The sequence below is a fragment of the Granulicella sp. WH15 genome (genome assembly GCF_009914315.1).
Lineage (GTDB): Bacteria > Acidobacteriota > Terriglobia > Terriglobales > Acidobacteriaceae > Edaphobacter.
In genome coordinates, this window is sequence record NZ_CP042596.1 from 34,125 (window position 1) to 53,688 (window position 19,564).

Here is a 19,564-nt window from a genome sequence, read left to right on the forward strand (position 1 = left end):
CGCGACCCTTACGTCAGCAGGCTCAAATCTCCACGTAACCCAAGTTGATACAAATACGTCACGCCGAACACCTCCGAGCTTCGTACCCACTCCACCTCGAACAGGTCGTCGCCCACCACGATCCCCAGCGCTTCTCGAAATAGCGTCTTCGCCGAGTCATACCCCAGCGACCCAACGACTCTCTTCACCGCCTTCGCCGAGACCAGCATCTCCGTATCCAGCAGCGCGGCAGAGCTTTTGCGAAACACTACCGGCTCCAGCTCGAAGTCCTGAAACTGCGGCGCCTCCAGCCCCAACTGCTCGCCGTCATCGCCCGCAATCGCCGGAGCAGGCATCCTCACGAGCACCTTGCGCCCGCCGGTCCCACGCAACAAAGCCTCCGCAGCCCTTACCCCCGCGGCCCCGGTCACCCGAGCTTCTCCGCGCGATACGGCTTCAGCAGCATCTCCACCTGCGGATCAATCAAACTTCCGCTGAAGTACTGCATCTGCATCGTGTCCATCCGGCTCGACTTCACGTTCAGCGCCGGAGTAGCCTGGGCATTCTTCACAATCTGCGCACAGGCAATCTTGATTGCAACCGGAACAGTTACAAATCCAGCCGTATAAGTAATCTCGGCCTCGTTGTAAGCAATCCCCAGAAAGTTAGTCGGAAACGTAAGCTCCCGCGCGCCACAATCGACGTCAATCGTAGCCACATCCAACGTAGTCCACGCTCCCGGCAGACCAAACGCAGTAGCGATCTGCGCCTGAAACCCAATCCCCTCCAGCTCGCCCCGCCGCGGCCGCGCATAGCGCACATTCGCGCTGATTAAAGCCCCCGGCGCGAGCGGCCCATAGCTCAACCGCGCCGTCTGCGCCCCCGCCGTAATTCGCAGACGTTCCGTGTACTGCTGCGCCATCAGGCTGGGCCGCCTGCACTGCGCCTCTACCAGCGCCGAGGCCATCGTCACCCAGTCATCCGATGTCTCCGCCGCCAGCCCATACCCCACATACTCCGTCGGCAACAAATATCCCATTCTCGAGCGCCTCTCCCCAACGCATCAAAAGGTAACTAAAAATGTCACATATGAAAAAGTAACGGGGACCGGCACATATAGCGCCAGTCCCCATTCCTTTCTGGTTCAGCCCGCTCTAGCGGTCGACCAGAACCTGCGCATGAGCGTAGTTCGCGCCCTTCACCACCACGCCGCCAAACTTCACGACGACGTACTGCGAAGCCAGCGAACCCGGCATACCCAGTTGGAAGATGCGCGGATTGGGGTCGCTCAGCCAGTGGTACTCGATCATGTCCTCGGTCACGATATACGCGGGCAGCACAGCCGAACCCGAGCCAGGAGTACCGGTGTAGGGCAGCGTCCAATCCGGAATCAGCGGCAGATCGCCCGCCTGCGTCGAGAGCATCTTTACGGTGAAGCCACTGGTGATCTCCTTCGAGCCCAGCACCACGTTGAACTCGCTCTTCATCTCGCGGTCGATCAGGTCGAGCAGCACAGGGTTGGCATAGATCGCCGTCGGGCGCACTCCATAGCCCGAGTTAGCAATCATATTCGCGACCGAAGACTTCAGCCCATCGACGATGCTCTGCGTCGTGCCGATCGTCACCGAGTTGCCACCAGCGGCAATCTGCCCAATCGCGCCAAAGTACTGCGCAGTTGTAGGAGTGCTGAGGCTGGTGTCAGTGCCATTCCAAAGCGCGACATCATGCGTGCGCAGCACGCCTTCAACGGTATCGGTCAGGTCCTTCGCCTGCAGATAAGCGAACTGGCTCTGCTGCTGGCCCAGCTCGATATCGAACAGGTTGTAGTTGATCTGCGCCACCAGAGCCTTCAGCGGAACGCTGCGCTCCACACGCGTCGGGCTCACCAGCGGAGCGACGATATTGCGCGGATCGACAAAGCCGCCGGTAGCCGAAGGAGCCGGAATCGCAGTCTCCTCAAAGTAGCGCGACGGATGACCAGTAGCCGGAACCTGCTTAATACGCTGCCCAAACAGGCCACGCCGACGCACCAGGTCGGTGATCTCGGTCTGGTACATCGGCACTTCAATCGCACCGGGTCCAATGTAATCCGCAGCGCCATGAATTTCAGTAAACTTCGCGTTCATCTCTTCTCCCTTTCAAAACAAAAGCCACCATCGCCTCAAGCGTTGGTGGCCCTTTCCGTTATGGTTGCCCTTACGAACACGGCCTCAGCCGCGCCACAAAGTCTCTTCCCGCCTCACAACCTCAGCCACAGAGGCCGTTGCAGTTGTTCTTGCTGTTGCCAGTTCCTTTGGTTGTCATTCAGGAGTGAAGCGGAGGAATCTGCTTCTGTTTTTGCTGTTGCTTTGGCCTTTGCTCTTGCTGTTGTTCCTGGGATAGGTCTGGGCTTTAGCCCGGACATTAAACCCCACCACCGACGCGGGCTTTAGCCCCTGAGATATGCTTTCTCCCTAAGGCAGCTCTGCCAAAAGCAACCCCCAAACAACTAGCCGATCAACCCAGCCCGCATCAACTGCGCCTTCACTGCAATCCGCTGTTCCATCGAGAGCCCAACCAGCGCCGCATCCACGCCCGAGCCATCAACGTTCTTCCCCTCACCCTGCTTCGCCAGCAGCGCGCTCACACCCGCAGGCAGAGTCTTCCGGCCACCCTCAGCCCGCAGCGCGGAGATCGTAGCCTCTGCCACCCGCAGCTTCTCCTCAAGCTCCAACTCGCGCGAGCCAACCGCAGCAATCTCCAGGCCAGCCAGCTTCTCAGCAGCCACTTCGAGCACGCCCGCCGCAGCCATCAGCCGTTCCATCGCCACGCTCAACTCGTCCTTCACTTCCATCTCCATCTCCATGTTCCTCTCCTATGCCGTTACCGGCGCAACCACCTGGACATTCAAAATCGCCACCACAGCCGACACCAGGCTCTCGAGATAGTTCGAGTCCACGGTCACCCCGGCCTGCTTCAAAAGACCCGTCACCACCGGCTCAGTCAGCAACACCACCTCCGCCAGCTTCTGCGCGCCCGTGCCGCTCTGCACACCCGCGGCGGCATACTTCTGCTCCACCAGCAGCACCGCATTTTGGATCAGCGACGTAGCATCCGCCAGCCCATCCACCGCCGGAGCAGCCGCAGGAAACAGCAGCGCCACCAGCTTCTCCACGGGAATCGCATAGGTCACCGCCCACGCGAGCCCCTTGGCAAACCCCTTACCAATCGTCTCCAGTACACCCAGAAAACTCACTCATCCTCCTTGGTTTTCGTTACCGTCCAACACTCGCCGCCCGCGCGTGCCCTGCGCTTTCACGCCGAACTCGAAAGCTAGTCCCCCGATAAGCGGCCTTCTCCCGCAGCAGAATTGCCGCTCCGGTAAAGGTCGCCCGAGTCAGCGTCCACACCTGCGCCCTCATATCGGCCACATGCGCATCGGCCAGCTCGTAGCTCATGCCCATCGACTGGCTGGCCGCCGCATCCATCGCGGGCTCCATCTCCGGAAAGTCCCGCGCAAACAGAAACCCGCTCACCATCAGCCTGCTGCCCACCAACTCAGCCGACGTAATGATCCCGCACTTCTGCCTAGCGTCATGCCCATCCCACCCGGCCTTGTAGTCGACAGCCATGCCCAGCAGACTAGGCAGAGCCGCCTCCGCCGCCGCCCTGGTCAGCACGACCCGATGCCCCCGCGCCCCACTCGGAGCCTTATCACTGGCCACATCCACCAGCGTCAGGCACCCTTCAAACGGCAGCCGGTTCGGATGCCCCTGCACCTCGGGAAACTCCACCGCCATCGCCCGCAGCTCCATCGTCCGGCTCCGAGAGCCAATCGCCCTCGGCCTGCAAACCTCATGCGCCATCCTGCCTCCCTCTTCGTTGCTGCGCTTCACTTCGACTTCTCCCGCTCCCAGCCATCCAGCAGGATCGCGGCCAGGCTCTTCTCCGGCTTCTTCAGCGGAGGCGGAACCAGCTCATCCCTGTTGTCCATTCCGGCGGTCTTCAGCAGCAGCGCCATATGCGGCACGCTCCCGCCCTTCGCCTTCTTGATCAGGCTGTCCACGATCCCCGGCAGCTCCTTCGCCAGCCGTGTCCTCACATACAAGCGGCAGTACCGAGGCCGCGGAGCCTTTGTACTTTCAATCTGGGATTCCTTAGCCTCCTCTGTCTCCCGCTCCTTCACCACCCGTGCGAAGCGTCCAGTACTGTCTCTCTTTCTTCCCTCCATGCCGCAGCCCCCAAAAGCAAGAAACAAATCCAAAAACAAAACGGGAGCAGTGCCTCTTCGGCTCTGCTCCCGCTTCTTTGCTACCTTTCTAGAATAGCAGTCGGCGCCGATCAACTACGCCATTCCCGTCTGTCCGAAACCCATTTCAAATCAGTAAGTTAGAAATTATCTTTCTCCTTACCCCCTTGACACGGGTTTTACTTATGCGGCTCCAGCATCTTCTTCTCCAGGAACATGGCCGTCAGCTCGTCGATCGCCTCCGAGTACTGCCGCACCACGGTCCTCAGGCTCAGCCCCAACATCGCAGCCGTCTCTCCCTGCGTGTACTCCTGCAGCGCAATCCGCCGGATCAGGTGTTGCTTCCCCATCCCCAGCCTCTCCAGGCAGTTGTTCACGTCATGGACAAAGATCACCACGTCATCGAAGCTCCTCATCTTGTAGCTCGTCACCTTCCCGCGGAACAGCTCGCGGCCCAGCAGCGACGGCGTCCTTCCCCCCTGCATCGAGAGCCGCATATACCGCCTCAGCATCCCCTCGGTGTACTTGCGGTAGAACGCCAGCTCCGCTGCCACGACCCGCGCAGCAGGTTCAGCCTTAGCCTGCACCAGCTCCAGCCGAGTGGGTGTTTTTGCAGAAGGCAGCGGCCGAACCAGCGCCAGCCCTACGGCGCCCACAACAGAACCTGGCCCGAACTTCCTCCCTGCCATAGCCCCCTGCCGTGCAGCAGTAGCCCATATCCGCGGGAGAATCACCACAGCCGCGCTCATCGTGCACCTCCCACGCAGCCGATCGCCTGCATCCGTACTGTAGTTCTTACTGTGCTCGTCACCGACGTCTTCCGGTGGGGCGCTGTCGCGTTCGTCCGTCTCCGCCCCGCTCTTCGGCCCCGCGGCGGTGGAAAGTTCGAAAACATCTCCGTGCATCCCCGGCAGTAGACGCCAGTTGTCGAACCCGAGCGCAGCCACAACGCTCCGCATCCCTCACACACCTTCAGATCCATGCACAAGTAGTTCATTTCGTTCTCCAATGCTCTCTTCTCCCCCGGCGAGCCTCAAGAAAGTTACGCGGTCGGATAGGGCTCGCTCGGGCTGCTTGGAGCTACCTTCGGTCACATCGCCAGACCTCTTCCCGGATCTGGTCGACACCCCCAAAGGCACCTCAGTTTCTCCTTCTGCACAACGGATGCAGCATCCCGGGAGCGGATCTGTCACCCCTGCGTCCATCTCGTTCAAGCCGAAGGGGGTCCATACAGGCCCCTCGGACCTGTCTCCTTCAAGCCATCTCGAAGATGGAAAGTTTCAAGGTTATAGCTGGCCTAAAAACCCGTGTCAACGCTCGTTTTTTCCAGAGAGTTGGCAAAACCACTAACAATATTCACTTCAATAGTTAGGGGGCTTTTCCGGCGATTTTCCACAAGGTTTCGCCGGTAAGCTGATGCACGCCTAGTAGTTTCGCTTTTTATTCGCCATCGGCGCCCGCAAAATTCCCAAATTGACATCCCCTTCTCACGCCTCTTGGTAAACTCAATCCATGCTCTCCAGGCAATACGCAAAGTGGATGTTCGCCTGGGAGACGGCGCTCACCACCCGCGATACCAACCGCATCGTCCGTCCCCTCGAGTGGGGTTTCGACTGGCTCCCGCCTCTCTCCGGCGCAGTTCCTTCTTCCGATCTCGATCACATGATCGCCCTCAACCGGCAGATCGCCGAGCGTTCCGATGAGTTCTTCGGCTACGCCACCCCGACTGACTTCCGGCTCGAGCGTCGCCACCCCCAGCTCTTCCCCACTAACGTCCGGCCCGAAACCCTGGCCCAGGACGCCGACTTCAAGCGCCGCGCCGCCTCGGGCGAACTGGACCAGGCCGAGTTCCTTCGCTTCACCTCTCCGGTCACCACTCCCCACCCGGAGAACGATCAGGTCAACGCCCGCTGGTATCCCATCAGCGAGGGCCAGAAGGCCGAGCTACTCCGTGCGGGCAAGCCTCTCCAGGCCATGATCGTCCTGCCCCAGTGGAACGCCGACGCCTTCTCGCACAACGCCCTCTGCGAGATCTTCAACCGCTTCGGCATCTCCTGCCTGCGTCTCTCGAAGCCCTACCACGACATCCGCCGCCCCGCCGAGTTGGAGCGCTCAGACTACGCCGTCAGCGCCAACATAGGCCGCACGCTCTCAGCCTGCCGCCAGGCGGTCGTCGACATCCGCAGCTCCATCGACTGGCTCGAATCGCAGGGCTACGAGCAGTTCGGCGTCCTCGGCACCTCCCTCGGCTCCTGCTACGCCTTCATCGCCGCAGCCCACGACCCGCGCATTCAGGTCTGCGCCTTCAACCACGCCTCCACGTGGTTCGGCGACGTCATCTGGACGGGCCAGAGCACCCGCCACATCCGCGCCGCCTTCGAGCAGGCCGACCTCACCCAACCCCTGGTCCGCGACATCTTCGTAGCCCTCAGCCCGATGGCCTACATGGAGCGCTTCGCCTCCGCCCCCCGGCAAGTCCTGGTAGTCCATGCCACCTACGACCTGACCTTCCTCGCGGAGTTCTCCCTCGATGTCCTGAAAAACTTCGACAAACACAAGGTCGATTACGTCTCCCGCGTCCTGCCCTGCGGCCACTACACCACGGGCGAGACGCCCTACAAGTACATCGACGGCTGGTACCTGGGCTCCTTTGTCTACAAGGCCTTCAAGCGCCTGCACCAAACATCCACCCAACCCCAACCCGCCCTGGCCTAACCCTACCCCAACATTCCGGGCGCCCCATCCTCACGACGGCATCATCATCGTGAGGATGGGGAAGCGCACAATTGCCCAGCCACGACAAGCCGTTGTCTGTCCTGCCCTTGCTTGTTCTTGCTTTTGCTGTTGTCTGTTTTCTTGGTTGTCATTCAGGAGCGAAGCGGAGGAATCTGCTTCTGTCTTTGCTCTTGCCGTTGCTCTTAGCGCTGAAGGCGCGCTTTATACCAGCCTAGGGCGAAGCCCTAGGTCATCGTATGGGGCGGCAGACAAGGGCTGAAGGCCCGATCTATCCCCGCCACAACCCTGTTCTGCCGGACGGGCCTCCTACGCGGAGGGCGGTCACTTCGTGACTTTCACACTTGTCTTGCCAACTCAAACGCCATCGGTCCTCCCGTTGGTCGGGAACGAACTACGCGCCTTTTCGCCCAAGCCACCCCACACCTAAGCGGTAAGATGAACTCATGTCGATTGACCTGAACGCCCCTCTTCTCAGCGCCGACCCTGAGATCGCCGCCCAGATCCGCAATGAAATCTCCCGCCAGCACGAGGGCCTGGAGATGATCGCATCGGAGAACTTCGTCAGCCGCGCCGTCCTCGAGGCCGTCGGCACCGTCTTCACCAATAAGTACGCCGAAGGCTACCCCGGCAAGCGTTACTACGGCGGCTGCGAGTTCGCCGACATCGTCGAGAACCTCGCCCGCGACCGCGCCAAGCGCCTCTTCGGAGCCGATCACGTCAACGTCCAGCCCCACTCCGGCTCCCAGGCCAACGCCGCCGCCTACATGACCTTGATTAACCCCGGCGACACCATCCTCGGCCTCGACCTCGCCCACGGTGGCCACCTTACCCACGGCCACAAGCTCAACTTCTCCGGCAAGCTCTACAAGGTCGTCGGCTACCAGGTCCGCCAGGACACCGAGACCATCGACTACGATGCCCTCGAGCAGCAGGCCGAGCGCGAGAAGCCCAAGGTCATCGTGGCCGGTGGCAGCGCCTACCCTCGCCAGTTCGACTTCGCCCGTATGCGCCAGATTGCCGACAAGGTCGGAGCCTACCTCTTCGTCGATATGGCCCACTTCGCCGGTCTGGTCGCCGGAGGAGCGCACCCCTCGCCCGTGCCCCACGCCCACATCGTCACCACCACCACGCACAAGACACTCCGCGGCCCCCGCGCCGGCATGATCCTCTGCCAGGCCGAGTTCGCCGCCGGTGTCGACCGCAGCGTCTTCCCCGGCCAGCAGGGCGGGCCGCTCATGCACGTCATCGCGGGCAAGGCCGTAGCCTTCCGCGAGGCACTCGAGCCTGACTTCGCCACATACGCAACCCAAATTGTTACAAATGCCAAGGTCCTCGCCGAAGCCATCGCGGAGAAGGGCTTCCGCATCGTCTCCGGCGGCACCGACACCCACCTCCTGCTGATCGACGTCTTCGCCAAAGGCATGTTCGGCTCCGAAGCCGAGCACGCTCTGGGCGAAGCGGGCATCACGGTCAACAAGAACGCGATTCCCTACGACACCAACCCGCCCATGAAGCCCAGCGGCATCCGCATCGGCACGCCCGCTCTCACCACGCGCGGCATGAAGGAGCCGGAGATGCGCCTGATCGCCGCCTGGATCGTCCGCGCTCTCGAGCACCGCACCGACGCCGCCGAGCTGGCCAAGGTCCGCGCCGAGGTCCTCGAGCTGGCCGAGCGCTTCCCCCTCTACGGCTGGCTGCGGCAGTCTTAAGACAACCACTTCCGGCAAGCGAGAGTCGATCTTGTAGGATCATCCTGCAGGATCGACTTTTTTTCAGCAACTGTGAGGCTCCACACCATGGCAATGGCGGTGTTGTCCTGGATTCTCGCGATTCCCCTACTCGGCGGCATGACCGGCCTGCGCACTATGACGCCGATGGCGGTGCTGTGCTGGTTCGCCTGGCTCGGCAACTTGCCTGTCAGCGGCACCTGGGCCTTCTGGGTCGCGAACCCGGTCACAACCCTCATCTTCACCGCGTTAGCCCTCTGCGAGCTTCTAGGCGACAAGCACCCTAAGATGGTGGACCGTATCTCCCTCGGCCCGCTGCTGGCGCGAATCACCTTTGGCGGTCTGGTCGGCGCACTTGCGGCGACAGGCCTGTCGGGCTCGGCAGTAGAGGGCACGATCCTGGGCGCGATCAGCGCCATCGCAGGAGCCTTTCTGGGCTTCCACCTCCGCCACTGGATGGTCCACACCCAAGGATTCCGCGACTTCGCCGTAGCCCTGGTCGAAGACGCCATCGCCATAGGCTTCGCCATCCTGGCGCTGGGCATAGTAACCGGCTAACCCACCCAAACCCACGCTATTTCCGCAGCCACGATCAGCACTGGCTTTTGTTGTTGCCTGTTTTCTTGGTTGTCATTCAGGAGCGAAGCGGAGGAATCTGCTTCTGCCTTTGCTGTTGCCGTTGTTCTTGTCCCTGGGGTAGGTCCTGGCTTTAGCCCCGAGGTATGCTTTCTTTCCCCAATCCATACCTTCGTCTGTTCCAAAAAGCGCTGAAGGCGCACCCTATAACCAGTAAACGTATGGGGCGACAAATGAGGGCTGAAGGCCCGGCCCATCCCTGCCACAGACCTGTCCTGCCGGACGGCCCGCTACGCGCTGGTCGGGTGTTCACACGCACTTCGCGCGGAATCAAAATCCCTCTATCGGCCTGAGAACCGCACGTGGTACACAATTCACCATAAAATCTTCACTTTATCTCGAACCGTTTGCACAAAAAACGGGCACAAGGTTTGCAATCTGACTCAGAGGTGACTTCCATGCGAGAGTGGCGTGTATTTCCGTTAGTGATGTGCCTCACGATGGCGGTAGCCGTGCCCGTACGCTCCCAGGGCACCACGACCGCAAGCCCCGCCCCGAAGGCCGACGAGATCGTCGGCAGGATGCTCGAACACAACCGAGAGCGCCTTGCCGCGCTCGAGAGCTACACCACCGAGCGGACCTATCGCGTCGAGTACCACGGCACCGGCGGCGAGCATCGAGCCGAGATCGCCGTCCACGCCGAGTACACCCGCCCCGACCAGAAGCACCTGACCATCGTCTCCGAGTCCGGAGCTAAATTCCTCTGCGAGAAGGTTCTGCGCAAGCTGGTGCAGAGCGAAGAAGAGGCGGTCCAGAACTCCAATCGGCAGACTACGATCAGCCCCGAAAACTACAAGGCCGAGTTGATCGGCGAAGAGACCGTAGCCTTTCCCGATTCTCCTAACGGTCTCAAAACATGGGTTTTGCGCGTCACCCCGCGCGTCGATAATAAGTTCACCTACCACGGCCGGGTCTGGATCAGTCAGGATGACTACGCCATTGTGCGGATCCAGGGTGAGCCTGCCAAGGCTCCCTCCTGGTGGACCAACCGCGCCCACTTCGACTCGCGCTACCTCCGTCGCTCCGGCGTCTGGCTCCCCGCGCAGAACGTCTCCACCACCCACGTCCGCATCGGCGGCGAGGCCATCCTCACGATCGACTACGGCACCTACCCGGTCGTAACGGCCCACCCCGTAGTCCAGAGCGCCGAGCGCCACAACCCGGCAGCACTCGAAGCCAGCCTGAATAGGTAGCTCCGGTCTGGATGCCAAGGATTTGTCCTTGGCATCCAACCGCAAAAACTCCCTAATACCGGGCGAGCAGCACTTTGTGAGGTACCGGACGCCTCGCGAGAAAAACCAAAAGGCGTTATAATGGATGACGGTTGTTGGGCCGGGAAAGAATGGCCGAGGACCTGTGTCGTACCTGCTGATCAAGTCGTTGTCTTCTCTGCTGGTGCTCCTGCTGATGTTCGAAGGCATGGTGACCGCATTCCACCTCCTCAATCTTCCAAGTGATCGAGCCGTCCTGGAGGGCGTGTGCCTGCTGCTGCTCACTGCGGCGGGTGGCTTTGCCGCGTTTCGTCTTGTCTGGTGGAAGCGACCGCAACGAACGGGCTGAAGCAGCGGTTCCCCACCACCATCGACTGACCTCCATCTCACCAACTTTGCTGCCGCGGAGACATCTCTCCGCGGCGTGGACCCGTCGCGTCCGCAAGCAGTCCAGACGCGCCGGAGTGAATCTCTAACCCGGGCTTTTATCCAGCCCGAAAGGGGCATGTATGTCGCTGTTCGATCAGTTCAATACGCCGTCGTCGAATCAAAAGGATCTGGATGCGCAGAGCAGAACGGTGCGTCGCGCCATCGGCTTCGGAACCGCCGGACTCGCGGTATTGATCGCAGTCATCCTGTTCTTCAACTACGTGGCGGCGCTCACCCGCATCGGCGCGGGCTACGAGGGCGTGGAGGTAGTGCTCAGCGGCTCCCAGCGCGGCGCCAGCGAGATCCCGATCCGCACCGGCTGGGTCTTCTACAGCCCGTTGCGCTCGCAGATCATCGAGTTCCCCACCTTCGTCCAGACGGTCAAGTGGACGCGCGACGTCAGCGAGGGCCGCGCCGCCAACGAGGAGATGAGCTTCAACTCCAAGGAGGGTATGGAGATCTACTCGGACGTCAGCCTCAGCTACGCCATCGAGCCGAAGCGCGTGCCCGACTTCTACGTCAAGTACCGGGTCAGCGACCTGGACGTCTTCACGCACGGCATCCTGCGCGACGTGGTCCGCAACTCGCTCAACGAGGTCGCCTCGACCTACTCGGTCGAGCAGATCTACGGCGAGCAGAAGGCCGAGTTCCTGGGTAAGGTACAGGCGCTCATCCAGACCAAGATGGACCCTGTCGGCGTCGTCGTGCAGCAGTTCGGGTTCATTGGCGCGCCTCGCGTGCCGGAGGTCATCGCCGCGGCCATCACCGGCAAGGCGCAGGCCGTGCAGGACGCCGAACGCGCCCGCAACGAGCTGCAGAAGACCCAGGCCGAGGCAGCCAAGACCGTAGCCGAGGCTGAAGGCGAAGCCAAAGCAGCCGTAACCCGCGCCCAGGGCGAGGCGGAGGCCAACCGCATCCGCCAGACGAGCCTGACCCCTCAGCTTCTGGAGCTTCGCAAGATCGAGAACCAAAAGGCCCTGATCGACCGCTGGAACGGAGCCCTGCCCAGCGTCGAGACCGGCAACGGTCAGATGCTGATGCAGCTCCCGCAGATGAAAGAGTAAGAGAGTTGGTGGTCCCGAAGTCGCATCAGCGACCTCGGGACCATTACTTCTGCAGACGGCCCGTAAGCCGAATTTTGTTCTAGACGATCATTCCTCTACGCGACGCATTACTGCGGCGCTTTAGCAACCTACCCGCAGGTTCCGGCACAACACTCTTCACCTGGGCGCACCGGGCCGATGCGCGCCGGCTGCTCTGAAGAGGGCAACCGGACTCCCTGCCTATTTGGTCTTGCTCCGTGTGGGGTTTACCAAGCGTTTTTGCTTACGCAAAAACCGGTGCGCTCTTACCGCACCTTTTCACCCTTACCCTGTCTTTCTTGCGAAAGACGAGGCGGTATATTCTCTGTTGCACTGGCCGTCCAGATGCCTTGAAGCATCCGTCCCGGACGTTATCCGGCACACTGCCCTGCGGAGTTCGGACTTTCCTCCCCCCTCCGACACCCAAGATAGACACTTGCGTGCGGAGGGCAGCGATCGTCCGGCCGCCTGCTCTTCAAGTGTACCGCGAGTGGCTGCCCCTCATGCGCTCAGGACAACGATTCCGTACTGGACTCGATATACGCCCCCCTGGTATTGGCAGGCAGCGTAAGCCGCGCACAGTCTCTCCCATCGTTCTTGGCTACATAGAGCGCCGAGTCGGCCCGCGCCAGAATATCGATGGCGTCCTCCTCATAGGCGCAGTGCGTGATGCCGATGCTGAGGGTCAGGTAAGGCGGCATGGCGTTTGCAGCTCCGGGCGCATGGCTGGGATACCGTCTCTCCTGCGTGCCCATGCTCCGGGTCCGCAGTGCCTGGCGTATGCGCTCGGACACCTGCATCGCTGTTGCGCCCGTGGTCTCCGGCAGCAGCACCAGGAACTCGTCTCCTCCGAACCGCCCCAGCTTGTCGTAGAGGCGCAGCACCGAGCCGATGGCCTGGGCAGCGGTGCGCAGCGCCTCATCTCCCGCCGCGTGGCCGTACAGGTCGTTGATCGGCTTAAAGTGATCGAGGTCGATCATCAGCAGCGAGAACGGCCTGCGGCTGCGGCGGGTCCGGGCAATCTCCATGGCCAGGGCCTTCTCGATGCCGCCCCGGTTCAGCGTCTCGGTCAGGAAGTCGAGCTGCGCCCGCTGCTCGATGGTGCGGGCTATCGCGCTGCCGATCATGGTGACGTAGAAGATGCCGTCGATGCAGATGAAGACGAAGCCCGCCAGCAGGACGAAGCTCTGGGTGCTGTCGCTCAGGATAAAGTCGCGGGGCGAGCCCTTGAGGATGATGGTGGCGGCGAACGAGCTGCTGAGCATCGCAAAGCCCAGCAGCGAGCTGCCGAAGAAGATCATGTGCAGGCGTCCGTGGGCATAGCGGAAGAGCGTTACCGCCATCAGCACGCGCGCCAGCGTTACCGTCATCGAGACGGCCACGATGCGGGGAACGACTAGGGGGTGGACCTGGCTGAAGTAAAAGATAGCGGCGGTGGAGAGGAGGCTGGATAGCCAGAGCACGGGCACGAAGCCGTTGCGTCCCCAGAACCTTCCCACCACGGAGCGTTCCTCCCGCGGCGCGGGAAACTGCGACTGACAGAAGTGCAGAATACCCCGGTAGAAGAAGATGTAGCAGAGAAAGGCGAAGGTGTTGGTGGCCACCAGGCTGAACGTCGAGTAGACCACGCCGCGCACCGAGAGCAGCGCCGTGGCGGGGATGGCGAAGGAGAAGCCGAGGGCCATCGAACCGATGCCGCGCAGCTCAGGATGGGAGCGTCGCAGGATCAGCAGCACCACCATAAAGACGGCGGCGAGGAGGCAGTGACAAGCGATCAAGGTACGGTGGTCGGCCCAGGAGAGAATCTGCATCGAATAAATTTTTCCTGTTGGCCGAGTTTATCGCGAATCGAAGTTGTAACTGGAACTTTCCTTGCGCGCTCTGTCGCCTCCCATACGGAACAGGCCCAACCTGGGCCAGTTCGGTTCAATAATGGGCATCACACGTAGGGGGGAACGGATCGCCGGGTGGCAACGTACCTGTGGCTATCTTCGATACTTCGAAGGAGGCAGGCGTGCGGCTTTTTGGGTTTGGTCTGGCAATTGGTATGGCGCTTGGCGTTCTAGCGCTGCAAGCAAGGGCGCAGAGCATCCCGGTCCTGAAGGTGGAGACCCACCTGATCGACACCACCGTCAGCGTCCACACGCCGGACGGCGGCCTGGTGCAGGATCTCACCCGAGACGAACTCTCCATCGTGGAGGATGGCGTGCCCCAGACGATCCGGTTCTTCTCCCGAGCCGAGCAGCTTCCGTTGAGCATCGGTCTGGTCATCGACGCAAGCGGCAGCCAGGAGAAGTTCGTCAAGGAGCACGAGCGCGACATCGCCGAATTTCTACGGCAGGTCCTCGCTCCCGGCGACCAGGCCTTCGCGGTCTGCTTCGGCAATCACCTGCGTCTGGTGAGCGACTGGACCGGCTCCGGCGCTGCCATCATGGACGGGCTGCGCAGCTTCGATAAGGACGTAGGCCATTTTCCCGAGCTTGGCCCCATAGAGGAGCGCGAGCTTGGCACCGCCCTCGATGACGCCGTGTACTACTCGGTCACCGAGCGCATGGCGAACGTGCATCAGCGCCGCCGCGTCCTGCTGGTCTTCAGCGACGGCGAGGAGAACTCCAGCGAGCATGATCTGCTCGACGCCATCGAAGCCGCCCAGAATGCCGACGTGCTGGTCTACGCCATCCGCTATACGGATCTCGAGCACGGCAAGATGAACGCCCGCGACCGCTACGGGGTCCGGGCTCTGGAGCACCTGACCGGCCAGACCGGGGGCAAGCAGTACGACGCCCACCAGATGAAGGTGAGCCAGGCCTTCACGGAGATTGCAGGCGAGCTGCGGTCGTTGTACGGGGTCGCCTACCAGTCCACCAACCGGGTGCGCGACGGATCATACCGCAAGGTGGTCATCCAATCGACCCGGCCCGGCCTGATAGTGCGCGCCCGCGCTGGCTACTACGCCCGCTGAGTCCTGCCGGACAGGCCCGCTACGCGCGAGGAGAGCGGCACTTCGTGCTGTACCCGGCTTCGCATGGCCCTCCTGTTGGTCGGGAATAAAGATTCTCGCTGCCGGCCAACGGGAGGCCCAGGAAGACGATCCTGCCCATGTCGCCCCGAGAACTGTACGAAGTACTGTGAATAAAGGAGCCTCTTTGGTTCCTCTCGGGTGTTCCTGCGCGAGGCGGTTGGTTAGACTATCAGGATGGCGAGCGCAATCGAGCTGATCACGACTCTGCTGGCACTCGCGGGTCTGGCATACATGCTGCTGGCGCTGTGGGGTGCACGGGACTACACCCGCACAGTACGCCGCCGCGCCTCCGAGCGGGAGTACACTCCCGACGTCACCCTGCTGAAGCCGCTCAAGGGCGTCGACGCCCGCATGTACGAGGGGTTAGCCAGCCACTGCCGCCAGCAGTACGCGGGCCGGTTCGAGATCGTCTTCGGCGTCCACAGCCTGGACGACCCCGCCGTCGCCGAGGTCGAGCGCCTGCGCGCCGAGTTCCCAGACGTCCCCATCAAACTGGTCGAGTGCAGCGATCGTCTCGGCACCAGCGGCAAGGTCAGCAACCTGGTCCAGATGCTGGCCGCGGCCGAGTACGAGCACCTGGTCATCAACGACAGCGACATCTACGTCACCCCGCACTACCTCACCGGCGTCATGCGCTACTTCGGGTCTACGCCCGATGAGGTCCCCGTCGGCATGGTGACCGCGCCTTACCTGGGCCGTACCGGTCTGGGCGGCCGCGAGGTCACCATCTGGGCCAAGCTCGAGGCGCTGGGCATCTCCACCGACTTCATGCCCGGCGTGCTGACGGCCCGCAAGCTCGAACAGGGCATCCGCTTCGGCCTGGGCTCGACCCTGGCAGTCACGCACACGGCGATGGTGGCTGCCGGAGGCCTGGGTCCACTGGTCGAGTTTCTCGCCGACGACTACGAGCTGGGCAAGCGCATCGCCGCCGCGGGCTACCGCGTGGAGCTGTGCGGCGAGATCGTCGAGACGACAGTGCCTGCCTACGACCTGATTGGTTTCTGGGACCACCAGATGCGCTGGGCGCGCTCCACACGCGACTCGCGCCGCATGGGCTACGTGGGTCTTGGGGTCACCTACTGCGTCCCCTGGGCGCTGATGACGGTGCTGGCCAGCGGAGCTGCTCTGTGGAGCTTCACGCTGCTGGCTGTGGTGGTGCTGGTCCGTATGACGGTGGCGCTGGTGGTGGGGGTTGGCGTGCTGCGCGACGATCAGGTGCTGCGCGATCTCTGGCTGCTGCCGGTGCGCGACCTGTTCGGCCTGCTGTTCTGGATCTGGAGCTTTGCCGGGGACACGGTGGTCTGGCGTGGCGACCGGTTCCGGTTACATGAGGGCCGCATCGCCCTGGTGAACAAGGGCATAGCCAAAGCCAGCTAAAAAAGAAAAACACGCGTAGCGTCGAGCACCGCACGAAGTGCCGCCCGCCCGGCGCAAGGGCGCTGTTGCCGTTGCTTGTTCTTTATCGGTTGCCGTTGCCTGTTTTCTTGGTTGTCATTCAGGAGCGAAGCGGAGGAATCTGCTTCTGTCTTTGCTGTTGCTCCTGGGGTAGGTTCGGGCTTTAGCCCCGAGGTATGCTTTCTTCAAAAGCCGCAAAGACAGCCCTGCCGGGCGGGCCCGCTGCGCTCGGGGCGGGCGTTCGCACACCTTTTTACTGCTTCGCGTGGTCCTCCCGTTGGTCGGAGATAGAAGTGCTACGAAGGATTGATCGCTTCTCCATCCTCAGTCGTGGGCTTGCCGCTGGAGAGATGCCCTCTCAACAGATCATCATGGTCATCGAGCTTATCCTCAATCAAATTGAGCTTCCTTGAAAGCTCCTTGATCTCACTCTCGGCCCGTACATTCACCTCAAAGTCCAGCTCACTGCGCACCCGATCCTTCTGATCCTGCCGGTTCTGGCTCATCATAATCACCGGAGCCTGAATCGAAGCCAGCATCGACAGGAAGAGGTTCAGTAGGATAAACGGATACGGGTCCCATGCCTTGCCGCGCAGCGCGACGTTGAGGGCGGTATAGACCGCAAGCACGACGCCGAAGGTGATGATGAAGGTCCACGATCCTCCAAACCGGGCGACCGAATCGGCAATCCGCTCGCCGAATGTGGACTCCTCCTCGATCAACTCGTTCGGGTTGCGGCTGGCGCGGTCGCGGATCAGTTGCTGCGAGGCGTGAAACTGCCGCGCCAGCACGGTCAGCATGTCCATCCCGGCCATGGGTTTCTTCTCAATGAGCACGGCGATGTCGCTGCGGTCCAGCTCCAGGCAGCTGGACTCCTCCTGGGCCGTGGCGCTGGTCTGGTGCGGCGTCTGCTCCAGCATGGAGGCCAGCCCGAAGAAGTCGCCGTGCAGCGGCTCATCGACGACGACTTCCTGATGGTCTTCATCGACCGTGCTCACAGTCACGGTGCCGGAGATCAGGACGTAGGCGGCGCGTCCGGGGTCGCCCATCTTGTAGATCCGCTGGCGTGGCGCAAAGGTGCGAAGCTCCACCTGCGCGGCGAGCACGGCAAGCTCATCGTCGTCGAGCAGGGCAAAGAGCGGGATGTGGCGGAGTTCATGGGATTGACATGCCATCGGTCAGGGCCTCGGGTATGGGGTCTCGTTCGGACGATAGCAAAGATAGCCAAACAAAGAAATTAGAAACACTTAGCAGCTCAAGGTCGGTCAGGTTGGTTACTCAGGATAGTCTTGCCCCCCGACGTTGCGATTGTGTAAACAGGCCCCGGTAGCGCGGGTAGCGGACGGTCATGGTCGCCGGGGTCCTGCCACAGAAAGATGCGCTGCGGCCCGGTCCAACGCTGGGCGATGGATGCGTTGGTCTCGAAGATCCTCGGCGCATCGGGAAAGAAGCTGCCGTACCAGAGGTTCGAGGAGCGTCCATCCCAGATGTGCAGGTCGTTGCGCCGCAGGTAGAAGCCCAGCGTCGATCCGGCCTCGTACTCGCCATGCAGGACGATGAGGTCGTCCGAGCGCAGCCTCGGCGCGATGGCCTGCGCCAGTTGATATGAGGTGAGTGTAGGCGAGAAGATGACCAGCCCACGATGAGCAGCCAACAGGAAGCCAAAAGCCCCAGCAGCCAAGGCCAGCATAGCCGCATGGGGTCTGCCACTGCGACGCAGCAGCAGATGGGCCAGCGTGCCGCCGAAGAGGCTGATCGCGGTCACGATCAGCGGCACGCGGAACATCCCCATGGCCTGCGCGTTCAGGTCGAGGAAGTGCCCGAAGGAGAGCGCATAGTCGCCGGGGTTCTGCTGCAACAGGCTGGCAAGGTCGGTGTCAGGGCTGGGCGCTTTGGAGTGGAAGACAAAGAAGAGCGCCGCCGCTGCGGCCACTGTGCCGACGCCAAAGAGCGCAACAGCCACACGCATACCGGAGCGAGCTTCTGCGGGCTGGGCCAGATGAATCGCGATGAGCAGGATCAACGCGGGCAGCGCGGGCAGCACGTAGTACTCCTGCCGCGTCGAGAGCGAGAAGAAGAGCAGTGGAATTGCAGCCCACAGGAGCAGCAGCAGATTGCCCTTGCTCTCGGGCGCGAGAACCCTGCGCAGGGCGCGGCCAATCGCCGAGGGCAGAAAGATCGACCACGGCATCAGCCAGATGAAGATCAGCCCGTAGAAGAGCACCAGCGGAACCGTGTCATAGTCCCTCGGCACGCGCAGGTTCAGGTAGCGCAGCACCTGCTCGTTGACGAAGTAGAACCAGAACCAGCCGTGGACGTTGCCGTCGGTAGGCAGCGGCACGGACCAGTGCCCGTTGCCGTACGAGAGATTCCCGGGATGCCCCTGAGTGGGATTAGCAAGCCCCGCCAGAATGTGCCACGGCGTCGCCAGCACGAAGAAGACCACAAGGCTCGAGAGCGGATGAAGCTGGCGAATCCGTCGCCATGCGCCTCTGAACCCGCGCGTCAGCAGCAGATAAACCGCCACAATCGCGATGGGGAAGACGATGCCGATCAATCCCTTGGTCAGCACATTCAGCGCGCAGGCAGCGGCGAAGAGCCAGCAAAGCAGCAGCGGAGCCTCTTCGTACTCCTCCGACAGCCAGAAGAAAAAGAGCGCCAGCGTCAGCCACAGGCAGACGACGACGTCAGGGATAGTGATCCGCGAAAAGATAAAGATGCCGAAGCTCGAGAGAGTAATCAGCCCGGCATAGAGCCCCGCCTTTGCGCTGCGTGAGGCCCGCCGCGCAAAACTCTCCAGCGTCAGTGCCAGAGCCAGCACTGCCAGCGCCAGTGGTAGCCTCGCCGCCGCTGCCGAGACCCCGAAGACCCTAAAGCTGGCGGCCATCGACCAATACAGGATCGGTGCCTTCTCCAGGTAGCGGATACCGTTGGCGTAGAGAGTCGTCCAGTCGTGCCGCAGCAGAATCTCTCTCGCCACCTCGGAGTGGACCGAGTCCGCGTCGTCCAGCAGCGGCGGTGCGTACAGCGTAAAGCTGGCATAGAAGGCGAACCAGAGCACCAGCAGGATCAGGCGGTTGCCACGGGCGGGGCGCGGCTCGGGGAGGAGTGGAGTCACG

At 62.1% G+C, this 19,564-nt stretch carries 19 protein-coding genes and 1 other RNA gene; 8 read left to right on the plus strand and 12 right to left on the minus strand.

Annotation, left to right across the window (positions count from 1 at the left end; genetic code table 11):
• Positions 1 to 8: 8 nt before the first annotated feature.
• The 8 genes from FTO74_RS00140 to FTO74_RS00175 form a co-directional block, all read right to left on the minus strand.
• Positions 9 to 410 (minus strand): hypothetical protein, encoded by a 402-nt coding sequence (locus tag FTO74_RS00140; protein WP_162536327.1) that lies wholly within the window; start codon positions 408 to 410, stop codon positions 9 to 11.
• On the minus strand, positions 407 to 1,018 hold the full coding sequence (locus FTO74_RS00145) for a hypothetical protein (RefSeq protein ID WP_162536328.1): 612 nt from the start codon (positions 1,016 to 1,018) through the stop codon (positions 407 to 409). Before FTO74_RS00145 ends, FTO74_RS00140 begins: the two co-directional genes overlap by 4 nt.
• A gap of 115 nt (positions 1,019 to 1,133) precedes the next feature.
• Entirely contained in the window at positions 1,134 to 2,105 is a 972-nt protein-coding gene (locus tag FTO74_RS00150; RefSeq protein ID WP_162536329.1) for a hypothetical protein, read from the minus strand.
• 362 nt (positions 2,106 to 2,467) lie between these two features.
• A complete protein-coding gene (locus FTO74_RS00155) occupies positions 2,468 to 2,824 on the minus strand; it encodes a hypothetical protein (RefSeq protein ID WP_255462404.1) in 357 nt (118 codons plus the stop codon).
• A gap of 9 nt (positions 2,825 to 2,833) precedes the next feature.
• Positions 2,834 to 3,214, minus strand: a complete 381-nt coding sequence (locus FTO74_RS00160; RefSeq protein ID WP_162536330.1) for a hypothetical protein — start codon at positions 3,212 to 3,214, stop codon at positions 2,834 to 2,836.
• A gap of 19 nt (positions 3,215 to 3,233) precedes the next feature.
• The gene (locus tag FTO74_RS00165) at positions 3,234 to 3,824 is read right to left on the minus strand and encodes a hypothetical protein (RefSeq protein ID WP_255462405.1); all 591 of its coding nucleotides are present in this window, start codon (positions 3,822 to 3,824) and stop codon (positions 3,234 to 3,236) included.
• 26 nt (positions 3,825 to 3,850) lie between these two features.
• Positions 3,851 to 4,024 carry a hypothetical protein gene (locus FTO74_RS00170; protein WP_162536331.1) on the minus strand — a complete coding sequence of 58 codons (174 nt, stop codon included), beginning with the start codon at positions 4,022 to 4,024 and terminating at the stop codon, positions 3,851 to 3,853.
• 362 nt (positions 4,025 to 4,386) lie between these two features.
• Positions 4,387 to 5,166, minus strand: coding sequence for a hypothetical protein (locus tag FTO74_RS00175; RefSeq protein ID WP_255462406.1), 780 nt, complete (start codon positions 5,164 to 5,166; stop codon positions 4,387 to 4,389).
• Between the two features lie 553 nt (positions 5,167 to 5,719).
• Here FTO74_RS00175 and FTO74_RS00180 point away from each other — a divergent pair.
• The 6 genes from FTO74_RS00180 (at position 5,720) to FTO74_RS00205 (ending at position 12,010) form a co-directional block, all read left to right on the plus strand.
• Positions 5,720 to 6,922, plus strand: a complete 1,203-nt coding sequence (locus FTO74_RS00180) for an alpha/beta hydrolase family protein (protein ID WP_162536332.1) — start codon at positions 5,720 to 5,722, stop codon at positions 6,920 to 6,922.
• Between the two features lie 464 nt (positions 6,923 to 7,386).
• On the plus strand, positions 7,387 to 8,652 hold the full coding sequence (glyA, locus tag FTO74_RS00185; protein ID WP_162536333.1) for a serine hydroxymethyltransferase: 1,266 nt from the start codon (positions 7,387 to 7,389) through the stop codon (positions 8,650 to 8,652).
• A gap of 87 nt (positions 8,653 to 8,739) precedes the next feature.
• Positions 8,740 to 9,228, plus strand: a complete 489-nt coding sequence (locus FTO74_RS00190; protein ID WP_220399058.1) for a DUF4126 family protein — start codon at positions 8,740 to 8,742, stop codon at positions 9,226 to 9,228.
• 476 nt (positions 9,229 to 9,704) lie between these two features.
• Complete coding sequence (locus tag FTO74_RS00195; RefSeq protein WP_162536335.1) at positions 9,705 to 10,499, plus strand: outer membrane lipoprotein-sorting protein; 795 nt, start codon at positions 9,705 to 9,707, stop codon at positions 10,497 to 10,499.
• A gap of 124 nt (positions 10,500 to 10,623) precedes the next feature.
• Entirely contained in the window at positions 10,624 to 10,866 is a 243-nt protein-coding gene (locus FTO74_RS00200) for a hypothetical protein (protein WP_162536336.1), read from the plus strand.
• A gap of 160 nt (positions 10,867 to 11,026) precedes the next feature.
• Positions 11,027 to 12,010: an SPFH domain-containing protein gene (locus FTO74_RS00205; protein WP_162536337.1), complete on the plus strand. Its 984-nt coding sequence runs from the start codon at positions 11,027 to 11,029 to the stop codon at positions 12,008 to 12,010.
• A gap of 47 nt (positions 12,011 to 12,057) precedes the next feature.
• On the opposite strand, the gene rnpB is transcribed toward FTO74_RS00205, so the two are convergent.
• An RNA gene (gene rnpB, locus FTO74_RS00210) (RNase P RNA component class A) lies at positions 12,058 to 12,500 on the minus strand.
• A gap of 37 nt (positions 12,501 to 12,537) precedes the next feature.
• Positions 12,538 to 13,839, minus strand: a complete 1,302-nt coding sequence (locus FTO74_RS00215) for a GGDEF domain-containing protein (RefSeq protein WP_162536338.1) — start codon at positions 13,837 to 13,839, stop codon at positions 12,538 to 12,540.
• A 203-nt stretch (positions 13,840 to 14,042) separates the two neighbouring features.
• Between FTO74_RS00215 and FTO74_RS00220 the strand changes: the two genes are divergently transcribed.
• Together FTO74_RS00220 and hpnI are read left to right on the plus strand one after the other, a co-directional pair.
• Positions 14,043 to 14,990 (plus strand): VWA domain-containing protein, encoded by a 948-nt coding sequence (locus FTO74_RS00220; protein ID WP_255462409.1) that lies wholly within the window; start codon positions 14,043 to 14,045, stop codon positions 14,988 to 14,990.
• 234 nt (positions 14,991 to 15,224) lie between these two features.
• Entirely contained in the window at positions 15,225 to 16,427 is a 1,203-nt protein-coding gene (hpnI, locus tag FTO74_RS00225) for a bacteriohopanetetrol glucosamine biosynthesis glycosyltransferase HpnI (RefSeq protein ID WP_162536339.1), read from the plus strand.
• 314 nt (positions 16,428 to 16,741) lie between these two features.
• Here hpnI and FTO74_RS00230 read toward each other — a convergent pair whose 3' ends face one another.
• Positions 16,742 to 17,620, minus strand: a complete 879-nt coding sequence (locus FTO74_RS00230; RefSeq protein ID WP_162536340.1) for a DUF1003 domain-containing protein — start codon at positions 17,618 to 17,620, stop codon at positions 16,742 to 16,744.
• 80 nt (positions 17,621 to 17,700) lie between these two features.
• On the minus strand, positions 17,701 to 19,563 hold the full coding sequence (locus FTO74_RS00235) for a phospholipid carrier-dependent glycosyltransferase (RefSeq protein ID WP_162536341.1): 1,863 nt from the start codon (positions 19,561 to 19,563) through the stop codon (positions 17,701 to 17,703).
• Position 19,564: the final 1 nt, after the last annotated feature.

Bases quoted from the DNA above. Each gene is read 5' to 3' on its own strand.
- FTO74_RS00145 (WP_162536328.1), bottom strand. From the start codon at position 1,018: ATGGGATATTTGTTGCCGACGGAGTATGTGGGGTATGGGCTGGCGGCG.
- FTO74_RS00150 (WP_162536329.1), bottom strand. From the start codon at position 2,105: ATGAACGCGAAGTTTACTGAAATTCATGGCGCTGCGGATTACATTGGA.
- FTO74_RS00155 (WP_255462404.1), bottom strand. From the start codon at position 2,824: ATGGAGATGGAGATGGAAGTGAAGGACGAGTTGAGCGTGGCGATGGAA.
- FTO74_RS00165 (WP_255462405.1), bottom strand. From the start codon at position 3,824: ATGGCGCATGAGGTTTGCAGGCCGAGGGCGATTGGCTCTCGGAGCCGG.
- FTO74_RS00175 (WP_255462406.1), bottom strand. From the start codon at position 5,166: ATGCGGAGCGTTGTGGCTGCGCTCGGGTTCGACAACTGGCGTCTACTG.
- FTO74_RS00180 (WP_162536332.1), top strand. From the start codon at position 5,720: ATGCTCTCCAGGCAATACGCAAAGTGGATGTTCGCCTGGGAGACGGCG.
- glyA (WP_162536333.1), top strand. From the start codon at position 7,387: ATGTCGATTGACCTGAACGCCCCTCTTCTCAGCGCCGACCCTGAGATC.
- FTO74_RS00190 (WP_220399058.1), top strand. From the start codon at position 8,740: ATGGCAATGGCGGTGTTGTCCTGGATTCTCGCGATTCCCCTACTCGGC.
- FTO74_RS00195 (WP_162536335.1), top strand. From the start codon at position 9,705: ATGCGAGAGTGGCGTGTATTTCCGTTAGTGATGTGCCTCACGATGGCG.
- FTO74_RS00200 (WP_162536336.1), top strand. From the start codon at position 10,624: ATGACGGTTGTTGGGCCGGGAAAGAATGGCCGAGGACCTGTGTCGTAC.
- FTO74_RS00205 (WP_162536337.1), top strand. From the start codon at position 11,027: ATGTCGCTGTTCGATCAGTTCAATACGCCGTCGTCGAATCAAAAGGAT.
- FTO74_RS00215 (WP_162536338.1), bottom strand. From the start codon at position 13,839: ATGCAGATTCTCTCCTGGGCCGACCACCGTACCTTGATCGCTTGTCAC.
- hpnI (WP_162536339.1), top strand. From the start codon at position 15,225: ATGGCGAGCGCAATCGAGCTGATCACGACTCTGCTGGCACTCGCGGGT.
- FTO74_RS00230 (WP_162536340.1), bottom strand. From the start codon at position 17,620: ATGGCATGTCAATCCCATGAACTCCGCCACATCCCGCTCTTTGCCCTG.